This window comes from Saccharothrix violaceirubra (assembly GCF_014203755.1).
In the GTDB taxonomy this organism is placed as follows: Bacteria; Actinomycetota; Actinomycetes; order Mycobacteriales; family Pseudonocardiaceae; genus Actinosynnema; species Actinosynnema violaceirubrum.
Window position 1 is genome coordinate 781638 of sequence record NZ_JACHJS010000001.1, and the last position, 22203, is coordinate 803840.

Below are 22203 nucleotides of genomic sequence, written 5' to 3' on the forward strand. Positions count from 1 at the left end.
GTCGGGCCCCGACCGCCACGAGGGGTCAAGGGGCCTGGTCTACGTCCGTGGCGACCGAGGTGGGTCGCCACGTGGTGAGTTCGTCCTGGAGGCCCGCCAGCCGGCCGGTGATCGCCTCGTAGGCGTCCGGGCCCAGCGGCAGGCGCAGGGGGGTGCGGTCGGAGTCCAGCGCGGCGAGGATCGCGGCGGCGGCCTTGGCCGGATCACCCGGCTGGGTGCCGTCCATGTCGCGGACGAGCGCGCGGACCGGGTCCATCACGGCGCGGTAGTCCGGCAGGGGAGCGCCGAAGCGCAGCGGCGCCCCCGCGAAACCGGTGCGGAACGCGCCCGGCTCGGGGATCAGCACCTTGATGCCGAACGACGCCACCTCGGCGGCGAGGCCCTCGGAGTAGCCCTCCAGGGCGAACTTCGCCGTGCAGTAGGCGGCGAAACCGGGCCAGACGACCTGACCGCCCATGCTGGACATCTGCACGATCGCGCCGGAACGGCGGGCCCGCATGTGCGGTAACACCGCGCGGGTCAGCGCGACCGGGCCGTGCAGGTGGACCTCCAGCATGTCGCGCAGCTCGGCGTCCGGGGTCTCCTCGGCCGCGCCGATGAAGCCGTGGCCGGCGTTGTTGACGAGCACGTCGATCCGCCCGTGCCACATGATGGCGTCCTGCACGGCGTTCGCGATGGCGTTGCCGTCGGTGACGTCCAGAGGCAGGGGTGTCACCCGGTCCGGGGCCAGGGCCATCAGCCCGGCGAGCGACTCCACCTTGCGCGCGGTGGCCACGACGGTGTCGCCGACGGCCAGCGCCTGTTCCGCGATCGCGCGGCCCAGACCCGATGAAGTACCGGTGACGAACCACACTCGTGATGGCACGCCGCCGTCGGGGGCGGGTAGCTGGTTGACGCTCATGGAGGTCCTCCTGGTCCTGGACCGGTGTGCCGTCCTGCACGATCAAGAAGACCGGCGATCTCCGCCGAAGTCCAAGACTCGTACCAATACGCTGGTCGCATAGATCGCGACCCCGGGGGGCAAACCATGGACGTCGACACCCGCGTCCTGCGCTACTTCGTCGCTGTCGCGGAACATCTCAGCTTCACGCGCGCGGCCGAACTCCTGTTCGTCTCGCAGCCCGCGTTGAGCAGGCAGATCCGCCAGCTCGAGGCGGACCTGAAGATCACTCTGTTCGAGCGGACGAGCCGCGAGGTGCGGCTGACGTCCGCGGGTGCGGCCCTGCTGCCGCCGGCCCGGGCGCTGATCGCCGACTGGCAGGCGGCGCAGCGGACCGCGCGCAGCGTCGCGGCCATGGAGTCGAGGGTGCTGCGCGTCGGCTTCGAGGCCACCGGTGCGGGACCGCTCACCACGCGCGCGCGCACCACGTTCGCCGCGCGCCATCCGGACGTGACGATCGAGCCGAAGCGGTTCGACTGGGGCGGCGAGGTGGCGGCGCTGCGGGACGGCCTGGTCGACGCCGCGTTCCTGTGGCTGCCGGCCGACACCACCGGCCTGCACACCGAGATCGTCGCGGTCGAGCGGCGGCTGGTCGGCTTCGCGGCCACCCACCCGCTGGCCGCCCGCGCGGAGGTCGGGATCATGGACCTGCGCGACGATCCGCTGATGTGGACGCGCAAGGCGCCCCGGCACTGGGTGGACTGGTGGGCGGTCAACCCCCGGCCGGACGGCTCGGAACCGGTGTGGGGGCCGGAGAACGACAACGTCGAGGAGATGCTGGAGCACGTGGCGGCGGGGGCGGCGGTGTGCATCGGGCCGGAATCCATGGCCGCCTACTACGCCCGGCCGGACCTGGTGTGGCGGCCGATCGTGGACATCCCGCCGTTGCGCATCGCCCTGGCGCGTCCGGCGAACAGCACCAACCCGCTGGTGGTGGCCTTCGCCGAGGTGGTCCGAGAACTGTCCGAAGTGGACTGACCGGGCGCCGGCGGGCGCCGCGCGGTCCGGGTGCGGCAAGAGGGTGGGGCGCGGTGCCGGGCAGGCGCGGTCGGATGGGCGCGGTCGTGCGGGCTGTGCGCCGGGCAAGCCGTGGGCCGGCCGTCGGTCGCGCGGTCCGCGGTCGTCCGGCCCTCGGCATGGGCTCGTCCGACCGTGATCACGCGCGCCGACCCGGCGTCCTCGTCGCGCCCGGCACCCGGGAGTGACGACGGCACGGCCCCGACCTACCGGTGTCGGGACCGCGCCGTTCGGGATCAGGCGTTCCAGCGCGTGCTGGCGCCTGCCGTGACGTCCAGGACCGTGCCCGACACGTACCGGGCCTTGGGCGAGGCCAGGAACGCGATCGCCTCGGCCACGTCCGCCGGTTCGATCAACCCCACCGGCTGGGTGTTGTAGCCGCGCAGGGCCTTCTCCAGGTCCTCCGGGCCGGTGCCGCCCGCCCAGCGGTAGGTGGCCTCGTTGAGCACCATCGGCGTGCGCACGCCCGTCGGCGCGACGCCGCTCACCCGCACACCGGCCGGTCCGACCTCGGTGGCGACCGCCTTCACCAGGCCGATCGCACCCCACTTCGCCGCCTGGTAGTGGGCCAGCAGCGGTGCGCCGTGCCGGGCCTCGCTGGAGGTCACCACGATGATCGCCCCGGCCTTGCGCGCCACCAGGTGCGGGATCGTCGCGCGCATCGTGTTGGCCACGCCGGTCAGGTTCACGTCGATCACGTCCGCGAACTGCTGCGGCGACATGTCCGCCAACGGTGCGTAGGTGGTGATGCCCGCGTTCGGCACCACGATGTCCAGTCGGCCGAACTCGCGCACGGCCTGCCGGGCCACCTCCCGCAACCGGTCGGCGTCGCGGACGTCCGCCTTCACCGCCGTCGCCCGCCGGCCGAGGCCGCGCACCGCGCGCACGGTCTCCTCCAGCTCGGCCGCCGAGCCCAGCGGGTAGTCCAGCCTGATCGCCTTGGGCGCCGCGATGTCCACGGCCACGACGTCGGCACCGGCCCGTGCCAACGCCAGGCACGTGGCCCGTCCGATCCCGCGCGCCGCACCGGTCACCAGGGCCACCTGGCCGTGCAGGTCGCCCGTACCGGCGGCCTCCGGCTCGGCCGCCGCCGCGCCCGCGGTCGCCGCGGTCGCCGCCACCCCGGCCGCCGCGCCCGCCAGCAGCGACCGCCTGCTCACCCTGCCCTCGTCCGTCATGGCTCCCGATCGTGCTGAGCCCACCCGCACGGTGTCCAAGACCCGCGGCCATGCCGTTTGGTAATGGGGTCGGCCCACCGCGTCAAGTCGGGCAAGTCGTCCCCGGCACCTTGTCGGCCCGCGCCGGCCGCCGGTTGACTGGGTGTCGTTCGAAGGGCGCTTTCCTTGACGCACAAGGACATTCTCCGCCCGAAATCCTAGCCTGGGGGAACTGCCATGAGTGACGCCGTGCGCACCCTGCTGCTCAACGCGGTCCGCCGCGACGACCTGCCCGCCGTGCGCGGACTGCTGCGCGGCGGGGTCGACCTGAACGCCCGGGGCTCGGACGGCCTGACCGCCCTGATGGTCGCCGCCGGCAAGGGGAACGCCGAGCTGGTGGGCGTGCTGCTCGACGCGGGCGCCGACGTGCACACCGCCGACAGCGTCGCGGGCGGCACGGCCCTGCACAAGGCCGTGCAGGGCGGTGACCTGGACACGGTCAAGCTGCTCGTGGCGGCCGGCGCGTTCGTGGACGCCGTGGCCGTCTCCACCGGCCACACCCCGCTGCTGGACGCGTTCTGGTACAAGCGGCCCGACCTCGTCGGCTACCTGCTCGACCGCAACGCCGGCCTGAACCTCGGCACGCACTACGGGTTCTCGATGCGCGACCACTTCGAGTACGCGCTCAACGTGAACACGCTGGGCCGGGAGAAGCTGCTCGCCGCCGAGGCGTTGCTCCGGCGCCGCATCGCGGCCGACGAGCGTGCGGTGGCCGACCAGCGGCTGATGGCCGCCACGATCGAGGGCGACCTGATCGCCGTGCAGGTGCTGCTGGCCGACGGCGCCGAGGTCGACGCCCGGTACCCGGTCCTCAACGGCTTCAACGACCTGCACACGCCGTTGCTGGTGGCGTCGCGCGACGGCCACGCCGAGATCGTGCGGGCGCTCATCGCGGCGGGCGCGGACGTCAACGCCACCGAGCCGACGTTCGGCGCCGTGCCGCTGCACAAGGCCGTCTACAACGGACACGCCGACATCACCGCGATCCTCGTCCGCACGCCCGGTGTGGACATCGACTTCCAGGGCGCCACCAACGGCTACACGCCGCTGCACGACGCGCTCTGGCACGGCTTCGAGGACTGCGCGCGGATCCTGGTCGACGCCGGTGCCCGGCTCGACCTGGTCGGCCACGACGGGCTCACGGCGGCGGAACTGGCCGCCGACGTGTTCGGCCGCGACCACGCGCTCACCCGCGAACTCGCCGACTAGTCGCCGAAGAGCCAACGAGAAGGGGGAGGACGACATGCTGTTCTACTGCCAGATGCGGTGGAACCACGAGGGCCGCATCAGCCTCGACGAACTCTGGGAGATCGAGGAGGAGGAGACCCGCCACGCCGAGGAGACGTTGAACTCCGGCTACTGCATCGGCCTGTGGAAGGTCGCCGGCCAGAAGCGGGTCATCGCCGTGGTCGACGCCGAGTCCGCCGAGGAGCTGGACCGCTCGGTGTTCCGGCTGCCCATGCGCGAGTACCTGGAGTTCGAGGTCATCTGGCCGCTGCGGGACTACCTCGGTTTCGCCGAGGACGTGCAGAACCGCTACCGGCCGACCGACGCCGAGACGCCGGCAGCGACCCCGTCCGGCGACCCGGTCGGTATTCCGACCGGCAACCGCCCGGTGAACCTGTTGGGGAACAACGGATTCGGCGTGAACGGGTCGGGGCGATGATCCACCAGTTGATCTTCGCCTACCCCCGGCCCGGTCTGGACGAGGACGAGTTCCACCGCTACTGGGTGGAGGAGCACGCCGTCCGCTACGCCGCCAAGATCCCGCAGATCCGGCAGTACTGCGTGGACACCCGCGTCGAGCTGTCGGCCGACGAGCCCGCGCCGACGTGGAGCGGGGTCGCCGAGATCTGGCTGGCGAACGAGGAGGAGCAGCTCGCCTCCCTGCAGACGCCGGAGTTCCTGGAGGGCGCCCGGATCGACGAGCCCCGCTGGGCGGCGTTCTGGCGGACGCTCGTGCTCGACACCGACGCCCACGTGGTGTTCGACCGGCCCGACGCGGAACCGGGCGTGAAGCTCTTCGTGCTCGTGAAGCGGCGGGAAGGCATGCCGCTCACCGAGTTCCGGCAGTACAGCCGGGACGCGCACGCCTCGCTCATGGGCAAGGTGCCGGGCCTGCGCCGCTACCACCAGAACCACACCCGTGACGGCGCCTACGGCATCGGCGAGGCCCCGCTCGACTGCGCCTACCAGCTGTGGTTCGACGACGTGGCCGCGGTGCGCGATGCGGTGCGCGGCAACGAGTTCCAGCGGGCGATGGCCGACCTGGCCACCTTCACCAACCCGCGCTACGTGCACACCCTCGCGGTCCGCGAGAACTGGATCATCGGGCCCCGGCCCGCCGACGCCTGAGAGGAACCACCCCAATGACCAAGCGAATGCTGGTCGTCCTGTCCGAGTTCGGCTACTGGGGGGAGGAGCTGGTCGGTCCCGTCGAGGCGTTCGACGCCGCGGGCTACCGCGTCACGTTCATCACGCCCAACGGCCGCCGCCCGCAGGCCCTGCCGCCGAGCCTGGACGCCGGCTACGTCGACCCGCCGCTGGGCCGTTCGGTCACCACGCCGGACATGGCCCGCCGTGCCCGCGAACTGGACGCGTCCCCCCGCCTGGACAACCCGCTGAGCCTCGCCGACCTCGTCCCCGAGCGGCCGTACTACAGCGCGGTCAACCACCTGCGCGAGGTCGAGGAGTACAACCGCCGCCTCGACGGCGCGGTCGCCGACCTGGTCGGCAGCTTCGACGCGCTGACCATCGTCGGCGGCTCGGGCCCGATCGTGGACCTGGCCAACAACGAGCGGCTGCACGAGCTGGTGCTCGGCTTCGTCGCCGCCGACAAGCCGATCCTCGCCGAGTGCTACGGCGTCGCGGTGCTCGCGTTCGCCCGTGACCTGGAGAGCCGCACGAGCATCATCCAGAACAAGCACGTCACCGGGCACCCCAAGGAGTACGACTACAAGGACGGCACCGGCTTCGTCGGCGTCGAGTTCAACATGGGCCCGCCGCCGTACCCGCTGGAGTACATCCTGCGCGACGCCACCGGTCCGGTCGGCCGCTTCCACGGCAACGTGGGCCGCGAGACCTCGGTGATCGTCGACTACCCGTTCGTCACCGCCCGTTCCACGCCCGACTCCACCCCGGCCGGCGAGCTGCTGGTCCAGGTGCTGGAGAACGGCCTGCGCCGGTTCGGCTGGTAACGCGATGACCACCAGGCCGGGCCGGGCCGCGATCTTCGAGCAGTTCGCGGCCGACGGCATCGAGTACATGTTCGGCAACCCGGGCACCGTCGAGCAGGGCTTCCTGGACGCGGGCGGCGCGTCCGACATCGAGTACCTGCTCTCGCTGCACGAGGGCGTCGCCGTGGGCATGGCCGACGGTTACGCCCGCGCCACGCAGCGGCCCGGCTTGGTCCAGCTGCACAGCGGGGTGGGCCTGGGCAACGGCATCGGCATGCTCTACCAGGCCAAACGCGGCGGCTCGCCGCTGGTCGTGGTGGTCGGCGAGGCCGGGGTGAAGTACGACGCGATGGACGGGCAGATGGCGGTCGACCTGGTCGGCATGGCCGAGCCGGTCACCAAGTGGGCCACCCGCGTGGTCGACCCGTCGTCGGTGCTGCGCGTGCTGCGGCGGGCGGTGAAGATCGCGATGACGCCGCCGCGCGGCCCGGTCGTGGTCGTGCTGCCGGCCGACGTGCTCGACGAACCGAACTCCGAGCCCGCGGTGCCCACGTCCGTCCCGGACACGCGGGTCGTGCCGGAACCGGCGCTGGTCGCGGAGGCCGCGACCACGCTGCTGGCCGGGCGGAACCGGCTGATCCTGATGGGCGACGGCGTCGCCACGAGCGGTGCGCAACGGGAGCTGACGGCGGTCGCCGAGGCGTTGGGCGCGAAGGTGTGGGGCGTGAACTCCTCGGAGTTCAACTTCGACGCCACGCACCGGCTCTTCGGCGGGCAGCTCGGCCACATGTTCGGCGAGACCAGCGCACGCGTCGTCGGCGAGGCGGACTCGGTCCTGATCGTCGGGACCTACGTCTTCCCCGAGGTGTTCCCGGCACTGGAGAACCCCTTCAAGGCGGGCGCGAAGATCGTGCACGTCGACCTCGACGCGTACGAGATCGCGAAGAACTTCCCGGTCGACCTCGGTCTCGTGGCCGACCCGAAGCTCACGCTCGCCGCGCTCAACGCGGAGATCAACCGGCAGCGGCCCGGCCTCGCGCCGAGCACGCCGATCGCGGTCTCCTCGACCCGACCGGTGTTCCCGGAGCCGCCGCTGGAGCAGGACAGCGTGCTCGACCGGTTCGTCCGGCGGCTCGCGGGCCGCGCACCGGAGGACCTGGTGGTGTTCGACGAGGCGTTGACCGCGTCGCCGCCGCTGGCGAAGTACCTGCCGCCACGACAGGCCGGCCGGTTCTTCCAGACCCGGGGCGGGTCCCTGGGCGTGGGCATCCCCGGCGCGCTGGGCATCAAGCTCGCCTCGCCGGAGCTGCCGGTCGTGGCCTTCACCGGCGACGGCGGCTCGATGTACACGATCCAGGCGCTGTGGACGGCGGCGCGCTACGGCATCGGCGCGAAGTTCGTGATCTGCGACAACCGCCGTTACCACCTGCTCGACCAGAACATCGAGCAGTACTGGGCCGAGCAGGGGATCACGCCGCACGAGTTCCCGGCCGCGTTCGACCTGTCCACTCCGGAACTCGGCTTCACGGGGCTCGCCGCCGCCATGGGCGTCCCGGGCCGACGGGTGGAGAAGCTCTACGAGGTGGACACCGCCGTGGAGGCGATGCTGAACCACGACGGTCCCTATCTCATCGACCTGGTCATCGACTAGGTCACGACACGACAGGGGGCGGGCAGACATGGGGGGCTTCGACCGGCCGGTCGACGTCGGTGCGGTCCGCGGGCTGGTGCGCGACTGGTTCGCCGCGCTGGACCGCCACGACGACGCGGACGTGCTGCTGGCACTCCTCGCCCCGATCGGGCTGGTGCTGCACCTGCCCGGGGCGACCGTGCGCGACCGGGAGGGCCTGCGGGCCTGGCACGCGGACCGGGTGTCCACCTACTTCGACGAGACCCACCGCGCGCACGACGTGCGGGTGCGGGTCGTGTCGCCGCGGCACGCGGAGGTGCTCGTCCGGGTGGACTGGCGGGCCAGCGTCTGGGTTCCGCCCGCCGCGGGCAGCACGCGGGTCGGCGGCGAGTCGACCCAGCGGTGGTCGGTGGTGCCTTGGCACGACGGCAAACCCCGGCTGCGCACCTGTGTCCTCGGGGGCCCGACCCCCGTCCCGGGATCGGTCGCCCCGCGTGCGGCCCGGCCCACCGGCCTGGGCGCCGCGGCGTAGCGCCGATCCCCGGCCGCCGGCGGCGACCGGCGGCCGACCGTCGAGGGCCGGGAGCCCCACCCGGCTCCCGGCCCTCGACGGGTCATCCACCAGATTCCCAGCGAAGGCGAAGGACCATGACCACTGACGTGCTGGCGACCGGCCGACTGGCGGGCAGGCGCATCGGCATCCTGATGGAGAGCGACTACGTCGAGGAGGAGATCTCCTACTACCGCAAGCGGTTCGAGGAGGAGGGTGCGCGGGTCGAGCTGCTGACCCGCCTGTGGGGCAACGAGTCCCTGACGTTCACCGGCCACGAGCAGCGCGCGCCGATCGAGGTGACCGGGGACCTGGAGCGGCTCGACTACGACGAGCTGTCCCGGTACTCGGCGCTGATCGTGCCCTCGGGCATGGTCTCCGACCGGTTGCGCTACACCGACGACGTGCAGCGGCTCGCGCCCGCCGTCGAGGTGATGCGCCGGGCGTTCCGGCTGCCCAACCTGGTCAAGGCGTTCTCGTGCCACGGCCTGCTGCTGCTCTCGGCCGTCCCGGAGCTGATCCGCGACCGCGCGGTGACGTGCCACAACAACCTGGTCGGCGACGTGCGCAACATGGGCGCCGTGTACACCGCGCAGGACGTCGTCGTGGACGGGGACCTGGTCACCTCGCGCACGGTCGAGCAGTGCAACCTGCTGGCGCGCACGGTGATCGAGCAGCTCGTCGCCCGGCAGCGCTGACATGCACTCGTACTCCGACACCGCGTTCGGCCGCCTGGAATCCGCGTGGGACGGCCACTTCCGGCTGCGCCTGGCGGACGGGACGTCGGTCGACCTGCACCTGACCGACACCACGTCGGCCCAGGTCGTGCGCAACCTCGGCGAGCCCTACCACGACGTCACGGGCCGGCTCGCCGAGTTGCTCGCCACGCCGGGGCGGCTGGTGTTCGCGCACGGCCCGGTCTACCCGGACGGCCGCCGGCAGGCCACGCAGGTCACGTTCGTCGGCGAGGGCGCGGACGAGCACGTGTTCGAGCGGCCCGACTGGTGGATCGACCAGGTGCGCGAGCTGGCCCGGTTCTACCGCCGGGCGCAGTTCGGCACGGGCGAGGTCGACTACGCCGACTACCGCACGCAGATCCGGCTGGGCGGCGACAAGAACGGCCGCCACGTCCAGGAGACCGACACCATCTCGCGGCTGGTCTACGGCATGGCCAGCGCCTACATGCTCACCGGCGACGAGGACTTCCTCACCGTCGCCGACCGGGGTTCGCGGTACCTGCGCGACCACATGCGGTTCGTGGACACCGACGAGGACGTGACCTACTGGTACCACGGCGTCGACGTGGACGGCGGGCGCGAGCGCAAGCTGTTCACCTCCGAGTTCGACGACGACTACCACGCCATCCCGGCCTACGAGCAGATCTACGCCCTGGCCGGGCTGGTGCAGAACTACCGGGTGACCGGCGACCCGGCGATCAAGGCCGACATCGACGGCACCATGCGCCTGTTCGAGCGCTTCTTCGCCGATCCCGTGCTGGGCGGCTACTACTCCCACATCGACCCCGTGACCCTGAGCCCGCACCACGACTCGCTGGGCGCGAACCGGTCGCGCAAGAACTGGAACTCGGTCGGCGACCACGCGCCCGCGTACCTGTTCAACCTCTACCTGGCCACCGGCGACGAGCGGCACCTGCGGATGCTGGAGCACACGTTCGACATGATCGTGTCCCACTTCCCCGACCGCGACACCCCGTTCGTCCAGGAGCGGTTCCACGCCGACTGGGCGCCGGACCGGTCGTGGGGCTGGCAACAGGACCGGGCCGTGGTCGGGCACAACCTGAAGATCGCCTGGAACCTGACGCGGATGGGCGCCGCGCTGCCCAAGTACGACTACGCCCGGCTCGCCGACCGGCTCGCCGACACCATGCCGGACGTGGGCCGCGACCCGTTGCGCGGTGGGTGGTACGACCTCGTGCGGAGACAGGCGCCGCACGACTTCGTCTGGCACGACCGCAAGGCGTGGTGGCAGCAGGAGCAGGCGATCCTGGCCTACCTGGTGCTGGCGGGGCACCGGGGCGACGCCGGCCGGCTGGCGCACGCCCGTGAGGCGCAGTCGTTCTACAACGCGTTCTTCCTCGACCACGACGAGGGCGGCGTGTACTTCAACGTGCTGGCGGACGGCATCCCGTACCTGATGGGCACCGAGCGGCTCAAGGGCAGCCACTCGATGAGCATGTACCACTCGGCCGAGCTGTGCTACCTCGCGACCGTCTACAACGGACTCCTGGTGCGCGGCGAACCACTCGACCTGTGGTTCCGCCCGCGGGCGGACGCCGACTTCCCGGACCGGTCGCTGCGGGTGGCGCCGGACGTGCTGCCCGCCGGGCGGGTGCGGCTGGAGGGCGTGCTCGTCGACGGCGAGCCGTACCGCGACTTCGACGCCGACGCGATGGCGGTCCGGCTGCCCGACAGCGCGGGACCGGTGACCGTGCGGGCCCGCCTGGTGCCGGTGGAGCGGTCGTGACGCGCTGGCTGGACGGCTTCCGCGTCGGCCCCGGCGTGGCGGAACCGGGCGCGGTCGTCGGGCCGGACGGCGTGTCGTTCGGGGTGCGGTCGGGCAGCGCGGGCGGGATGTGGCTGGTGCTGCTGGACCCCGAACGCGGCGACGTGCTCACCGAGCTGCCGTTCCCGGACGACTACCGGGTGGGCGACCTGTTCACCATGACCGTGCTGGGCCTGGATCCCGACCTGGTGCACTACGCGTTCCGCGTGGCCGGCCGGGACGAGCTGCTGCTGGACCCGTACGCGAAGGCGCTGGCCGGTGGCGAGGAGTGGGGCGTGCGTCCGCGCTACCGCTCCCGCGTGCCGAACATGGACTTCGACTGGGGCGACGACCGGCCGCCGCACATCCCGGCCGAGGACCTGGTGGTCTACGAGCTGAACGTGCGCGGCTACACCCGGCACCCGTCGTCCGAAGTGGACGGTCCGGGTACGTTCGCCGGACTGCGCGAGCGGATCGGGTACCTGCGGGAGCTGGGCGTGAACTGCGTCGAGCTGCTGCCGATCGCCGAGTTCGACGAGACCGACATCGCGGGCGGCCCGCCGAGGCTCAACACGTGGGGCTACCACACTGTGGGGTTCTTCGCGCCCAAGGCTTCGTACGGCTCGCCGCGTGAGCTGAAGGAACTCGTGCGGGATCTGCACGCGGCCGGCATCGAGGTGGTGCTGGACGTGGTCTTCAACCACACCGCCGAAGGCGACGAGCGGGGGCCCGTGCTGTCGTTCAAGGGACTCGACGACTTCTGGTACCTGAAGACGCCGGACGGCGCCTACTACAACTTCAGCGGCACCGGGAACACGGTGAACTGCAACGACCCCGTGGTGCGCGGCTTCATCCTGGACTGCCTGCGGCACTGGGTGACCGAGTACCGGGTGGACGGGTTCCGCTTCGACCTGGCCTCGATCCTGACCCGCGGCGCCGACGGCGGCCCGCTGGCCGACCCGCCGCTGCTCGCCGAGCTGGCGGCGGACCCGGTGCTGGCCGACGTGAAGCTGATCGCCGAGGCGTGGGACGCGGGCGGGCTCTACCAGGTCGGGTCGTTCCCGCACCACGGGCGGTGGCAGGAGTGGAACGGGCGCTACCGCGACGCGCTGCGCCGGTTCCTGGTGGCCCGGCCGGGGTCGACCGGGGAGTTGGCCACCGCGTTGGCCGGCTCGCCGGACCTCTACGCCGGCCGCGGCACGCGGGCGTCGGTGAACTTCGTGACCTGCCACGACGGCTTCACACTCGCGGACCTGGTGTCCTACGACCACAAGCACAACGAGGCCAACGGCGAGGACAACCGGGACGGGCACGACGCGAACGAGAGCTGGAACTGCGGCGTCGAGGGGCCGACCGACGACGCCGGCGTGCTGGCGTTGCGGGCCCGGCAGACGCGCAACGCGTTGACGTTGCTGCTGGTCAGCCACGGCGTGCCGATGCTGACGGCGGGCGACGAGTTCGGCCGCACGCAGCGCGGCAACAACAACGCGTACTGCCAGGACAACGAGCTGACCTGGGTGGACTGGTCGGCGGCGGAGAAGAACGCGGACCTGGTGGCGTTCGTGCGCGGGCTCCTCGCGCTGCGGGCGCGGCACCCGGTGTTGCGCCGCGCGGCGCACCCCGACTCGGACGGCCTTCGCTGGCACGGCGCGGAGCCGGGGCGGCCGGACTGGTCGGCCGACTCGCGGTTGCTGGTGGCCGAGTCGCGCGCGGGCGACGACGCGGTGCTCGTCGTCGCGAACAGCGACCTCGCGGAGGCGGCGGTGCGGTTGCCCGAGCCGCCCGGCGGCACGCGGTGGTACCCGGCGGTGGACACCGGGGGGCCGGTGACCGGCGTGCCGGTCACCGGATTGATCGCGGTGGGCAAGTCGGTGGTCGTGCTGGAGGCACGGCCGGGCGGGGGAGGACCACGATGACGTTCGAGGCGTACCTGGGGTTCACCGGGCAGACGGCCACGGTGTTCGCGAGCGGGGAGCTGGGTGCGGAGACCGCGCCCGTGCTCAGGTCGCTGGTGGAACGGGCCGCGGCCGGGCCGGTGGCACGATTGGTGCTTGATTTGACCGGATTGTCCGCGATGTCGTCGGCGGGCGTCCGGGTATTGGCGTTCGCACAACAGTCGTTGCCTTCGGGCGTGCCGATCATCGTCGTCGGCGCCCGACCCGAAGTAGTCGAGATCATCCGGTTGGCCGGGTTCGACCAGGCCGTTTCCCTCTCGCCCGGAAGCTCTTGATCGAATTAGTCGGGCACCGGGCGGGAAATGTTTCACAAAGGACCGGCCGATCCGGTCGGAGTCTGTCCGGTGCCCGAAACCTCGCGTTCACCCGGAATCCGTCCGGGCCGGAATTCGCCCTGGGCCGGCCGGGTGATTGAGCAGTCAACCAAGTTGCGCTGCGTGGCCGGCCCGCCCCGTCCGGGCGGTGTGCGGCGGTCCGCGCCGACAGTGTCTCAATTCGTCACGCTGGGTGATCGCCTCGTAGTCCGAGGATAGTTCTCGGGGTGGCTTAGCCGCAGTTCGCGTCGATGGTGAAAGTATACGTACGGGTGGCTCGCAAACAGGTTCGCTACCAAGCGTGAGCACCTGATTATGCATTTGGTGATAGCTCTGGGAGTGGACTTCACGAGATCGTCGCAACTTTTCGTAGTAGTGCTTGCCGTGGGCGTTGCCCATATGGAGTATCGATTGTGTACGGTAAGTGGCATTTTCGGGGGTCGCTGGTGGTCGAGGACAGTCTTCGCACTGCTCTTTCGCTTGCCAAGAATGATGGGGTGACACACTTCGCGCAGGCCAAGTTCAGCTCTCTTCCGCGCTCTGACCAGCGGAGATGGGCTGAGGTCTACCTGAGGGGGCTGTTGCTGGGTCGCGGTCGCAAGACCGTGCGTCGTATCGCGGAGGAGGTCCTGGAGTTACCGGTAACGCAATCATTGCAGCAATTCATCAACCAGAGTCCGTGGGAGTGGCGTGGAGTCCGGTCGGAAATAGCGGCGGAAGCGGAGCGGTTGCTCGCGCCCCGGGCGTGGGTGATCGCCGACACGACCATTCCTAAAAGAGGTGACCACTCGGTCGGCGTGGAACGCAGGTTCGTGCCGAGCGAGGGGCGCGCGATCAATTGTCAACTGGCCACCGGCCTGTTCCTGGCCGGGGAGGCCGCGAGCATTCCGGTGGATTGGCGGATTCAGCTCACCGAACGGTGGACGACGGACGAGCGGCGGCGGGATCGGGCCTACATCCCGGCCACCGTCCGTGCGCAGCCCGCCTGGCGGTACGCGCTCGACGTCGTGGAGGAGGTCGCGGACTGGGGGATCGACCGGGTCCCCGTCGTCGGCGACCTGCGCCACACGCCGGACGCGGACCGGTTGATGGCCCGGCTGTCCGAACTGGGGACGGACTTCGTGTTCGAGGTGTCGGACATGCTCCAGGTCGTGCCGGGTCCGCACCTGGCGGCCGTGCGGCCCTCCGGCGGCCCGCGATCCGGGCCGCACCTGCTGCGCGTGCGGGACTGCCTGCGCGGCGCGGACGTCAAGCACCGCCAGGTCGTCACGTGGACGCCCGGCGTCGACGGCAGGCACCGCGCCACGCACGCCGTCTCCGTGCCCGTGCGACTGCCGGGCGGGCGGGGTGGCGCGACGTTGCAACTGGTCGGCACGTCCTGGCAGGGCGGCCGGTCGAAGCTCTGGCTGACCAACCGCACCGACCTGCGTGCGGCCGAGGTCATCTCCCTGGGGACACTGGTCGAACGCACCGAGGCGGACCTGCGCGACCTGCGGGCCGACTTCGGGCTGCTGGACTTCGAAGGGCGTTCGTACCGGGGTTGGCACCACCACATGACGCTGGTGTCCGCCGCGTACACCTTCGCGAGGCTGACGGCCGCACCGCGCCGACAGGAGCGGCGGCCGTCCTGATCGGCTCGCCCGCGGCGCTTTCGGACGGGTGGGGCCGTCCGAAAGCGCGCCCCGTCCGACCGGGCTTGGCGGACCGGGCTCGTCAGCCCAGGACGAACGTCCGGGTCACGGACGTCAGGTCGCCGTCCTCGCGCGAGCCCGCGATGAACCCGGGCGGTTCTTTCCTCGTCCGCGCGAGTCATACGTTCAGACACCGCGAGTTGTGCACTCAGGCACCGTGAGTTGTGCACTCAGGCACCGTGAGTTGTGCGGTGGCGATCGTGGGGCGTGCGTTGGGCCGCCGAAAGGTGGGCGTCTCGCGTTCGGGGTTCGGGTCCCGGGGTGGTGGCTGGACCGGTCGTGGTGTCAGGGGGCGTGTCAGTGGCGTGTCAGGGCTGTGGCGGTCTTGCGGTTGATCGTTGCTCTCATGACGGACGACAGCAGCTCCACGGGGATCCCGCACGGTTTGCCTCTTGAGCGTGATGCGGGGCCTTTTGACCCGCCCAGTCGGATTACCCGGTTGCGCTCGGTCCGGCCGGTCAGTCCTCTGGCTTTTCCCGATGGTCACGAAGGGTGGTTGGTCACCGGGTACGACGCCGTCCGGCAGGTTCTCGCCGATACCCGGTTCAGTTCGCGGCAGGACCTCGGTGTGGTGCACGTGCCCTACGAGACGCCGGGCATGCCGGTTGCCACGGAGCCGTCGCCGCAGGTTCCCGGGCTGTTCATCACCATGGACCCGCCGGATCACGGGCGGTTGCGGCGCAGGCTTACCGGTGCGTTCACGGTCAAGCGGATGAAGCAGCTCGAACAGCACATCGTCGACGTGGTCGAGCGGCAGCTCGACGAAATGGCCCGGCTCGCGCCACCGGTCGATCTGGTCGAGGTGTTCGCGTTGCCGGTGCCTTCGCTGGTGATCTGCGAACTGCTCGGCGTGCCTTACGCGGATCGGGCCGGGTTTCAGGCCGACTCGGCGAAGTTCCTGGTCAAGGATCAGTCCCTGGACGAGAAGATGGCCGCGTTCGGTGCGTTGACCGGCTATCTCGCGGGTCTGGTCGTGGACAAGCGTGCCGAACCCGGTGACGATCTGCTGTCCGATCTGGCCCGGCAGGACGATCTCACGGTCGAGGAGCTGACCGGGATCGCCTTCCTGTTGTTGCTCGCCGGCCATGAGACCACGGCGAACATGTTGGCGTTGGGCACGTTCGCGCTCCTGGAAAACCCGGGGCAGGCGGCGGCGTTGCGTGCCGAGCCCGATCTGGTTCCGGGTGCCGTCGAGGAACTCATGCGCTATCTGTCCGTCGCCGACATCTTCTATCGCTACGCGACCGAGGATGTCGAGGTCGGTGGCGAGACGATCCGTCAGGGGTCGACCGTCGTCGTTTCGCTGCTGGCCGCCAATCGTGACCCCTTGCGGTTCGGCGAACCCGACGCGTTGGACGTCCGGCGTAATGCGCGAGGTCAGCTCTCGTTCGGTCACGGGGTGCACCAGTGCCTCGGTCAGCAGTTGGGGCGGCTGGAGATGCGGGCCGGGTTCGCCGGTCTGCTGCGTCGGTTCCCGACGCTCGCGCTCGCCGTTCCGGCGGGCGAGGTTCCGCTCAAGTCCGACATGAACATCTACGGCGTGCACGCGCTGCCCGTCACCTGGTCCGAATAAGAGGAGATCAGCCATGCCCACGTTCCCCACCCCCGCACCCGTCACCGCCACCCTGACCACGGCCGGTGCGCTCGTGCGCGTCACCGCGAGCGAGCGGACGGACACCGTCGTGCTGGTCGAACCCGTGGACGCCACGAGCGCGTCCGACATGAAGGTGGCCGCCAAGACCAAGGTCGGCTTCTCCGCCGGTGCCCTCACGGTCGAGACCGTCAAGGCGGGCGGTCGGCACGGGTCGGTCGTCATCGCCGTCGAGGTGCCGGTCGGCTCACGGCTGGTCCTGAACACGGCGTGGTCGGACGTCCACGCCGAAGGCCCGCTCGGCGACTGCGTGCTCGACGTCGCGTCGGGCACGGTCCGGCTCGACCGCATCGGCGCGTTGCGGGCGTCGCTCGCCGCGGGCGAGGTCGCGATCGGGCACGTCGCCGGTGCCGTCGACATCGAGGGCGGCTCGGCCGGCATCGGGATCGACGAGGTCGACGGCGTCGTCAAGTACGTCGGCGCGACCGGGAAGGTCCGGATCGGCCACGCCCGGTCGGCTGTCGGGTTCGGCGGTGCCCAGGGTGCCTTCGAGATCGGGACCGCCGAGGGTGACGTCGTCGCCACGGCGGGCGACTGCCCCATCCGGATCGGTCGGCTCACGCGTGGTCGTGCCGAACTGCTCAACGCCTCGGGCGGCATCGAGGTCGGCATCGCCGAGGGCGTGACCGCCCGGGTGGACGCCGCGAGCACCAAGGGCTCGGTGCGCGACTCCCTGCCCACGCACGCCGGGCCGGCCGACGTCGAGGTCTACGCCCGCACGCGCAAGAACGACATCGTCGTCCACCGCGCCGATGCCTGACACGAAAGGCACTTCCATGACCGCGATCACGGTTTCGGGTCTGCGTAAGGCTTTCGGGGACAAAGTCGTCCTCGACGGCATTGACCTGGACGTTCCCCAGGGCACGATCTTCTCCCTGCTCGGACCGAACGGTGCGGGCAAGACGACGACGGTCAACGTGCTGACCACGTTGACGAAGGCCGACGCGGGCACGGCGCGGGTCGCCGGGCACGACATCGCCACCGACACCAGGGCGGTGCGGGCGGCGATCGGGGTCACCGGCCAGTTCGCGGCCGTGGACGACCTGCTGACCGGGCAGGAGAACCTGCGGCTGGTGGCCGACCTCAAGCGCCTGCCCGACGGCAAGCGGGTGGTCGGGGAGCTGCTCGAGCGGTTCGACCTGGTGGAGGCGGCGCGCAAGCCCGTGTCGACCTACTCCGGCGGCATGCGCCGCAAGCTGGACCTCGCGATGACGCTGGTCGGCGGACCGCGGATCATCTTCCTGGACGAGCCGACGACGGGTCTGGACCCGCGCAGCCGGCGCACGATGTGGGAGATCGTCCGCGGGCTGGTCGCCGACGGCGTCACGATCTTCCTCACCACCCAGTACCTCGAAGAGGCCGATCGGCTCGCCGACCGGGTCGCCGTGCTGGACGGCGGACGCCTTGTCGCGCAAGGGACTCCCGCCGAGCTGAAGCGACTGGTGCCCGGCGGCCACGTTCGGCTCCGGTTCGCCACGGCCGCCGAACTCGACGCCGCCGCGACCCTGTTCACAGAGTCCACAAAGGACTGTGAGGCGCTGACCCTGGACGTTCCCGGCGACGGCGGCACGAAGCCGTTGCGCGCTCTCCTGGACCGGCTCGCCGAGCACTCGCTCGACGCCGTCGAGTTCTCGGTCCACACGCCCGACCTCGACGACGTCTTCCTCGCCCTGACGGGCCGTACCGCGGAGGCCGCGAAATGAGCAAGTCCCCCTCGATGGTCATGCTGCGCCGCAACTTCACGCACATCGCCCGCAACCCGACGTCGGTGTTCAACGCCGTGCTGATGCCGGTCGTGGTCATGCTGATGTTCGTCTACATGCTCGGCGACGCGTTCGCCGTCGGCGTCGACTACGTCGACTACGCGACACCGGGCCTGCTCCTGATGGCCGTCTGCTACGGGCTCGGCTCCGTGGCGACGTCGGTCAACTCGGACATGACCAAGGGCATCATCAACCGGTTCAAGGTCATGGACGTCCCGCGCGGCGCGGTGCTCACCGCGCACGTCGTGGCCAGTGTGCTGACGAACCTGATCGCCATCGGGGCGGTGCTCGGCGTCGCCTTCCTGCTCGGGTTCAGCCCGTCGGCGAACGTCCTGCACTGGCTCGGCGTGCTCGGCGTCCTGGTCCTGCTCGCCGTCGCGGCCGGCTGGTTCACGGTGGCGCTGGGTCTGGCGGCGAAGTCCCCGGAGACGGCGGGGCTGGGCGCGGTGCCGTTGGTGATGCTGCCGTTCTTCAGCAGCGCCATCGTCCCGGCCGAGAAGATGGGGCCGGTCCTGCGCGAGTTCGCCGAGTACCAGCCGTTCACGTCGATCATCGAGACGGTGCGCGGCCTGCTGGCCGGCGCCCCGCGGGCCGGTGACGTCGCCGCGGCCCTCGCCTGGTGCGTCGGCATCGCCCTGGTGGGCTACCTGTGGGCCCGCGCCACGTTCACCAAGCGAGCGTGACGGCGACGAGGTCGTGCCAGTCGGCCCGCGCACCCGCCTCGACGGCCTCGGCGAACAGCGGTTCGCCGAGGCCGTCGCGCACGGCTTGCCCGATCCGCGTCGCGTCCGGGTCGGACCGGTCCGACAGTCCGCGCACGGCGTCGCTCGCGCCCAGCAGTCGGGCCGCCTGCTCGTACCGCCCGTCGCGCAGTGCCAGGTCGGCGACCCCGACGACGACCCGCGCGATCACCGGCGCGTGCCCGGCCTCGGCCGCCGCCCGGCAGGCCTGCGTGCGGTGCGCACGGGCCTCCTCGGGGTCGTCGGCCAGGTAACCGAGCAGGTCGTGGGTCACCACGCGGTAGTGCGGCCCGTCCGCGAGGTCCGCCAGCAGGGACTTCGCGACGCCGAGCTGGTGACGGGCCTCCCGCGCGTCGCCGTCCCAGTGCGCGAGTTCCGCCTTCACGAAGGCGAGTTCGGCCAGCGCGTCGGGCCAGGTGACCCGGTCCGCGCACCGCTGCGCCTCGGCGAGCGCGGCGGCGGCGGCGTCCTCGTCGCCCAGCAGCCGGTGGAGCTGGGCCTGCCGGGACCGCATCCGGATGACGTCCTCGGCGGCGCCGACCTCGGTCACGACCGCGATGGCCTGGTCGTACAGCTCGCACGCCCGCGCGAACCCGCCCCGCGTGGCGGTCCGGTCGGCCAGTTCGGTCAGCGCGAACCCCGTGCCGAACCGCTCGCCGAGTGCCCGGAACTCGGCCAGCGCCGTCTCCAGGTACGCGTCGACGTCCGGTCCGCCCTGGCCGAGGACGACCCGCATCTTGCCCAGGTGCAGCCGGGCCAGGGCGCGCACCCACGGGTCCTCGTCGTCGAGCAGCGGCTCGAACGCGACCAGGGCGGCGTCCGGCGTCCGCACCAGGCGTTCCAGCGCCTCGATGAACCGCAATGCCGGGTGCCGCCCGCGCGGGACGTCCCGGCTGTACCGGTACGCCTCGTGGATCCACTTCGCGGCCAGGTGCTCGTCACCCCGGCCGGAGTTGAGGAAGTGCACGACCAGCGCGTACACCGTGGCCCGGATGTCGTCGGGCACCTCGCCGGACAGGCCGGTGGCCGCGGTGATCGATTCCAGGCCCTCGGCCTTGTGCCCGCCCAGCCACCAGTACCAGCCGGCGCCGGCCGCGAGCCGCATCGCCGCGTGGGCGTCGCCGGCCGTGACCGCGCCGCGGATCGCGGCCCGGATGTTGTCGTGGTCGGCGTGGAGCACGGCCAGCCACTCCACCTGCTCGGCCCGGCGCAGGTGCGGCTCGGCGGTCTCGGCCAGCGCGGTGAAGTGGTCGAGGTGCGCCCGGCGCGTCGCGTCGGCCTCGCCCGCCTCGACCAGGCGGTGCCCGGCGTACTCCTTGATCGTGCCGAGCATCCGGTAGCGCGGCGTGCCGTCGTCGTCGTTGCGCAGCAACGACTTCTCGGCCAACGATGTGAGCAGCTCCAGCACCTGCCACCGGTCGACCCCGTCGCCGGCGCAGACGCGTTCGGCCGCCTCCAGGCCCGCGCCGCCGGAGAACACCGCGAGCCGGCGCAGCACCGCCCGTTCGGCGTCGGTGAGCAGCTCCCAGCTCCAGTCGACGACCGCGCGCAACGTCCGGTGCCGGGGCAGCGCGGTCCGGCTGCCGCCGGTCAGCAGGCGGAACCGGTCGTCGAGCCGGGCGGCGAGCTGGTCGACCGACATCGTGCGCAACCGGGCGGCGGCCAGTTCGATCGCCAACGGCATGCCGTCGAGCGCACGGCAGACCCGCGCCATCGTGGCGGCGTCGGCGGTGAAGTCCGGCCGCACCGCACCGGCCCGGTCCCGCAGCAGCCGGACGGCGGGCGAGGCCGCGATCGTGGCGGCGTCGGCGTCCGGCCCGGGCAGGGCCAACGGCTCGACCGGCCACAGCGCCTCGCCGGTGATGCCCAGCGGTTCCCGGCTGGTGGCCAGGACACGCAGCCGACGGCACTCGCCCAGCACCCGGTGGGCGAACGCGGCAGCCGACTCGATCACGTGCTCGCAGTTGTCCAGGACCAGCAGGGCGCCGCGCTCGCGGATCGCGGCGATCAGCCGGTCGGTCAGGTCCGCGCCCGACCCGCCGCCGAGCAACGTGTCGCGCAGGCCGAGCCCGGTCAGCGTCGCCTGCACGACACCGTCCGGTCCGACGGCGGCCAGTTCCACCAGCCAGGCGCCGTCGGGCAGCTCGCCCAGCAGCGTGCGCGCGGTCTCGACGGCCAACCGGGTCTTGCCCGAACCACCCGGCCCGATGATCGTCGTCAGCCGGTGTTCGCCGACCAGGGCGCGGACCGCGGCGACGTCGGCCTCCTTGCCGACGAAGCTGGTCAACTCGGCGCGCAGGTTGGTCTTGCGGCTCTCCTCCCGATGGCCCAGCTCGCCCCGCAACAGCGCGACGTGCAGTGCCGACAGCTCGGGGGAGGGGTCGACCCCCAGCGTGTCGGCGAGGGTCTCCCGCGTGCGCTGGTAGACCACCAACGCCTCGGTGTCCCGGCCGGACGCGACCAGGGCCCGCATCAACGCGCCGACGAGCCGTTCCCGCACGGGGTGCGCGGCCACCAGGTCGGTCAGTTCGGTGATCGACTCGGGGGTGCTTTCGGCGTCGTACAGGTCTTCGAGCGCGGTCAGCCGCAACCCTTCGAGCCGCGTGACGGCCGCGTCGAACGCCTCGCTGTCCTGGAGGCCGACGTCCTGCATGGCCGTGCCACGCCACAGCGCGAGTGCTTCACGCCTCCCGTCGGCCCGGCGAACCAGCCGCTCGAACAGAAGGGCGTCCACGTCGTCGACCGCGATCCGCAACCGGTAGCCGTCCGTGTTGCCTTCGACGATCCCCTCCGGGAGGACTTTGCGCAGCCGGGAAACCAGGCGTTGCAGGGCGTTCGCCGCGTCGGCCGGGGGGCTGTCGCCCCAGATCCAGTCGACGAGCGCGGCCTTCGGCACCACCCGTCCGGCTTCGAGGGCGAGGGCGGCGGACAACCCGCGCAACCGGGCGCCCGGCATGTCGACGAGAACACCGTCCGCCGTGCGCACCTCGAACGGTCCCAGCACCCTGACCTGCACTCGGAGGATTTTGCCACGCACGATCGAAACCCCGCCGCGCA

Annotated in this window: 19 protein-coding genes; 16 read left to right on the top strand and 3 right to left on the bottom strand. The window is 71.6% G+C overall.

Translation table 11 applies throughout. The features are described from left to right. Positions 1-25: 25 nt before the first annotated feature. On the bottom strand, positions 26-901 hold the full coding sequence (locus tag F4559_RS03835) for an oxidoreductase (protein ID WP_184666192.1): 876 nt from the start codon (positions 899-901) through the stop codon (positions 26-28). A 126-nt stretch (positions 902-1027) separates the two neighbouring features. On the opposite strand from F4559_RS03835, the gene F4559_RS03840 reads away from it, so the two are divergent. After that, a complete protein-coding gene (locus tag F4559_RS03840; protein ID WP_184666193.1) occupies positions 1028-1918 on the top strand; it encodes a LysR family transcriptional regulator in 891 nt (296 codons plus the stop codon). 275 nt (positions 1919-2193) lie between these two features. Here the strand turns inward: F4559_RS03840 and F4559_RS03845 are convergent, their stop codons facing one another. Next, entirely contained in the window at positions 2194-3135 is a 942-nt protein-coding gene (locus F4559_RS03845) for a mycofactocin-coupled SDR family oxidoreductase (RefSeq protein WP_184666194.1), read from the bottom strand. A gap of 216 nt (positions 3136-3351) precedes the next feature. Here F4559_RS03845 and F4559_RS03850 point away from each other — a divergent pair, with 216 nt between their 5' ends. The 15 genes from F4559_RS03850 (at position 3352) to F4559_RS03920 (ending at position 19089) form a co-directional block, all read left to right on the top strand. Beyond that, the gene (locus F4559_RS03850; protein ID WP_184666195.1) at positions 3352-4383 is read left to right on the top strand and encodes an ankyrin repeat domain-containing protein; all 1032 of its coding nucleotides are present in this window, start codon (positions 3352-3354) and stop codon (positions 4381-4383) included. 34 nt (positions 4384-4417) lie between these two features. Next, positions 4418-4840: a muconolactone Delta-isomerase family protein gene (locus tag F4559_RS03855; RefSeq protein WP_184666196.1), complete on the top strand. Its 423-nt coding sequence runs from the start codon at positions 4418-4420 to the stop codon at positions 4838-4840. Beyond that, positions 4837-5529, top strand: a complete 693-nt coding sequence (locus tag F4559_RS03860) for an EthD domain-containing protein (RefSeq protein ID WP_184666197.1) — start codon at positions 4837-4839, stop codon at positions 5527-5529. The genes F4559_RS03855 and F4559_RS03860 overlap by 4 nt, the downstream gene beginning before the upstream one ends. Positions 5530-5543: 14 nt before the next feature. Continuing rightward, entirely contained in the window at positions 5544-6371 is an 828-nt protein-coding gene (locus tag F4559_RS03865) for a type 1 glutamine amidotransferase domain-containing protein (RefSeq protein ID WP_184666198.1), read from the top strand. A gap of 4 nt (positions 6372-6375) precedes the next feature. Continuing rightward, positions 6376-8001, top strand: coding sequence for a thiamine pyrophosphate-binding protein (locus F4559_RS03870; RefSeq protein ID WP_184666199.1), 1626 nt, complete (start codon positions 6376-6378; stop codon positions 7999-8001). A gap of 28 nt (positions 8002-8029) precedes the next feature. Next, positions 8030-8512, top strand: coding sequence for a Cif family virulence factor (locus F4559_RS03875; protein ID WP_184666200.1), 483 nt, complete (start codon positions 8030-8032; stop codon positions 8510-8512). Between the two features lie 116 nt (positions 8513-8628). Continuing rightward, positions 8629-9228 (top strand): DJ-1/PfpI family protein, encoded by a 600-nt coding sequence (locus F4559_RS03880; protein WP_184666201.1) that lies wholly within the window; start codon positions 8629-8631, stop codon positions 9226-9228. Between the two features lies 1 nt (position 9229). Beyond that, a complete protein-coding gene (locus F4559_RS03885) occupies positions 9230-11014 on the top strand; it encodes an AGE family epimerase/isomerase (protein ID WP_184666202.1) in 1785 nt (594 codons plus the stop codon). Then, the gene (locus F4559_RS03890; protein WP_221447133.1) at positions 11011-12948 is read left to right on the top strand and encodes a glycogen debranching protein; all 1938 of its coding nucleotides are present in this window, start codon (positions 11011-11013) and stop codon (positions 12946-12948) included. The genes F4559_RS03885 and F4559_RS03890 overlap by 4 nt, the downstream gene beginning before the upstream one ends. After that, positions 12945-13262: an STAS domain-containing protein gene (locus F4559_RS03895; protein ID WP_184666203.1), complete on the top strand. Its 318-nt coding sequence runs from the start codon at positions 12945-12947 to the stop codon at positions 13260-13262. The genes F4559_RS03890 and F4559_RS03895 overlap by 4 nt, the downstream gene beginning before the upstream one ends. A 482-nt stretch (positions 13263-13744) precedes the next feature. Continuing rightward, a complete protein-coding gene (locus F4559_RS03900; RefSeq protein WP_281386541.1) occupies positions 13745-14932 on the top strand; it encodes an IS701 family transposase in 1188 nt (395 codons plus the stop codon). Between the two features lie 406 nt (positions 14933-15338). Beyond that, positions 15339-16565: a cytochrome P450 gene (locus F4559_RS03905; RefSeq protein WP_184666205.1), complete on the top strand. Its 1227-nt coding sequence runs from the start codon at positions 15339-15341 to the stop codon at positions 16563-16565. Between the two features lie 13 nt (positions 16566-16578). Continuing rightward, entirely contained in the window at positions 16579-17403 is an 825-nt protein-coding gene (locus F4559_RS03910) for a DUF4097 family beta strand repeat-containing protein (RefSeq protein WP_184666206.1), read from the top strand. A gap of 16 nt (positions 17404-17419) precedes the next feature. Continuing rightward, positions 17420-18346 (top strand): ATP-binding cassette domain-containing protein, encoded by a 927-nt coding sequence (locus F4559_RS03915; RefSeq protein ID WP_184666207.1) that lies wholly within the window; start codon positions 17420-17422, stop codon positions 18344-18346. Then, complete coding sequence (locus F4559_RS03920) at positions 18343-19089, top strand: ABC transporter permease (RefSeq protein ID WP_184666208.1); 747 nt, start codon at positions 18343-18345, stop codon at positions 19087-19089. Before F4559_RS03915 ends, F4559_RS03920 begins: the two co-directional genes overlap by 4 nt. On the opposite strand, the gene F4559_RS03925 is transcribed toward F4559_RS03920, so the two are convergent. Continuing rightward, the gene (locus tag F4559_RS03925) at positions 19073-22162 is read right to left on the bottom strand and encodes an AfsR/SARP family transcriptional regulator (protein WP_184666209.1); all 3090 of its coding nucleotides are present in this window, start codon (positions 22160-22162) and stop codon (positions 19073-19075) included. The two genes, F4559_RS03920 and F4559_RS03925, sit on opposite strands and share 17 nt — an antisense overlap. Between the last annotated feature and the right edge of the window lie 41 nt (positions 22163-22203).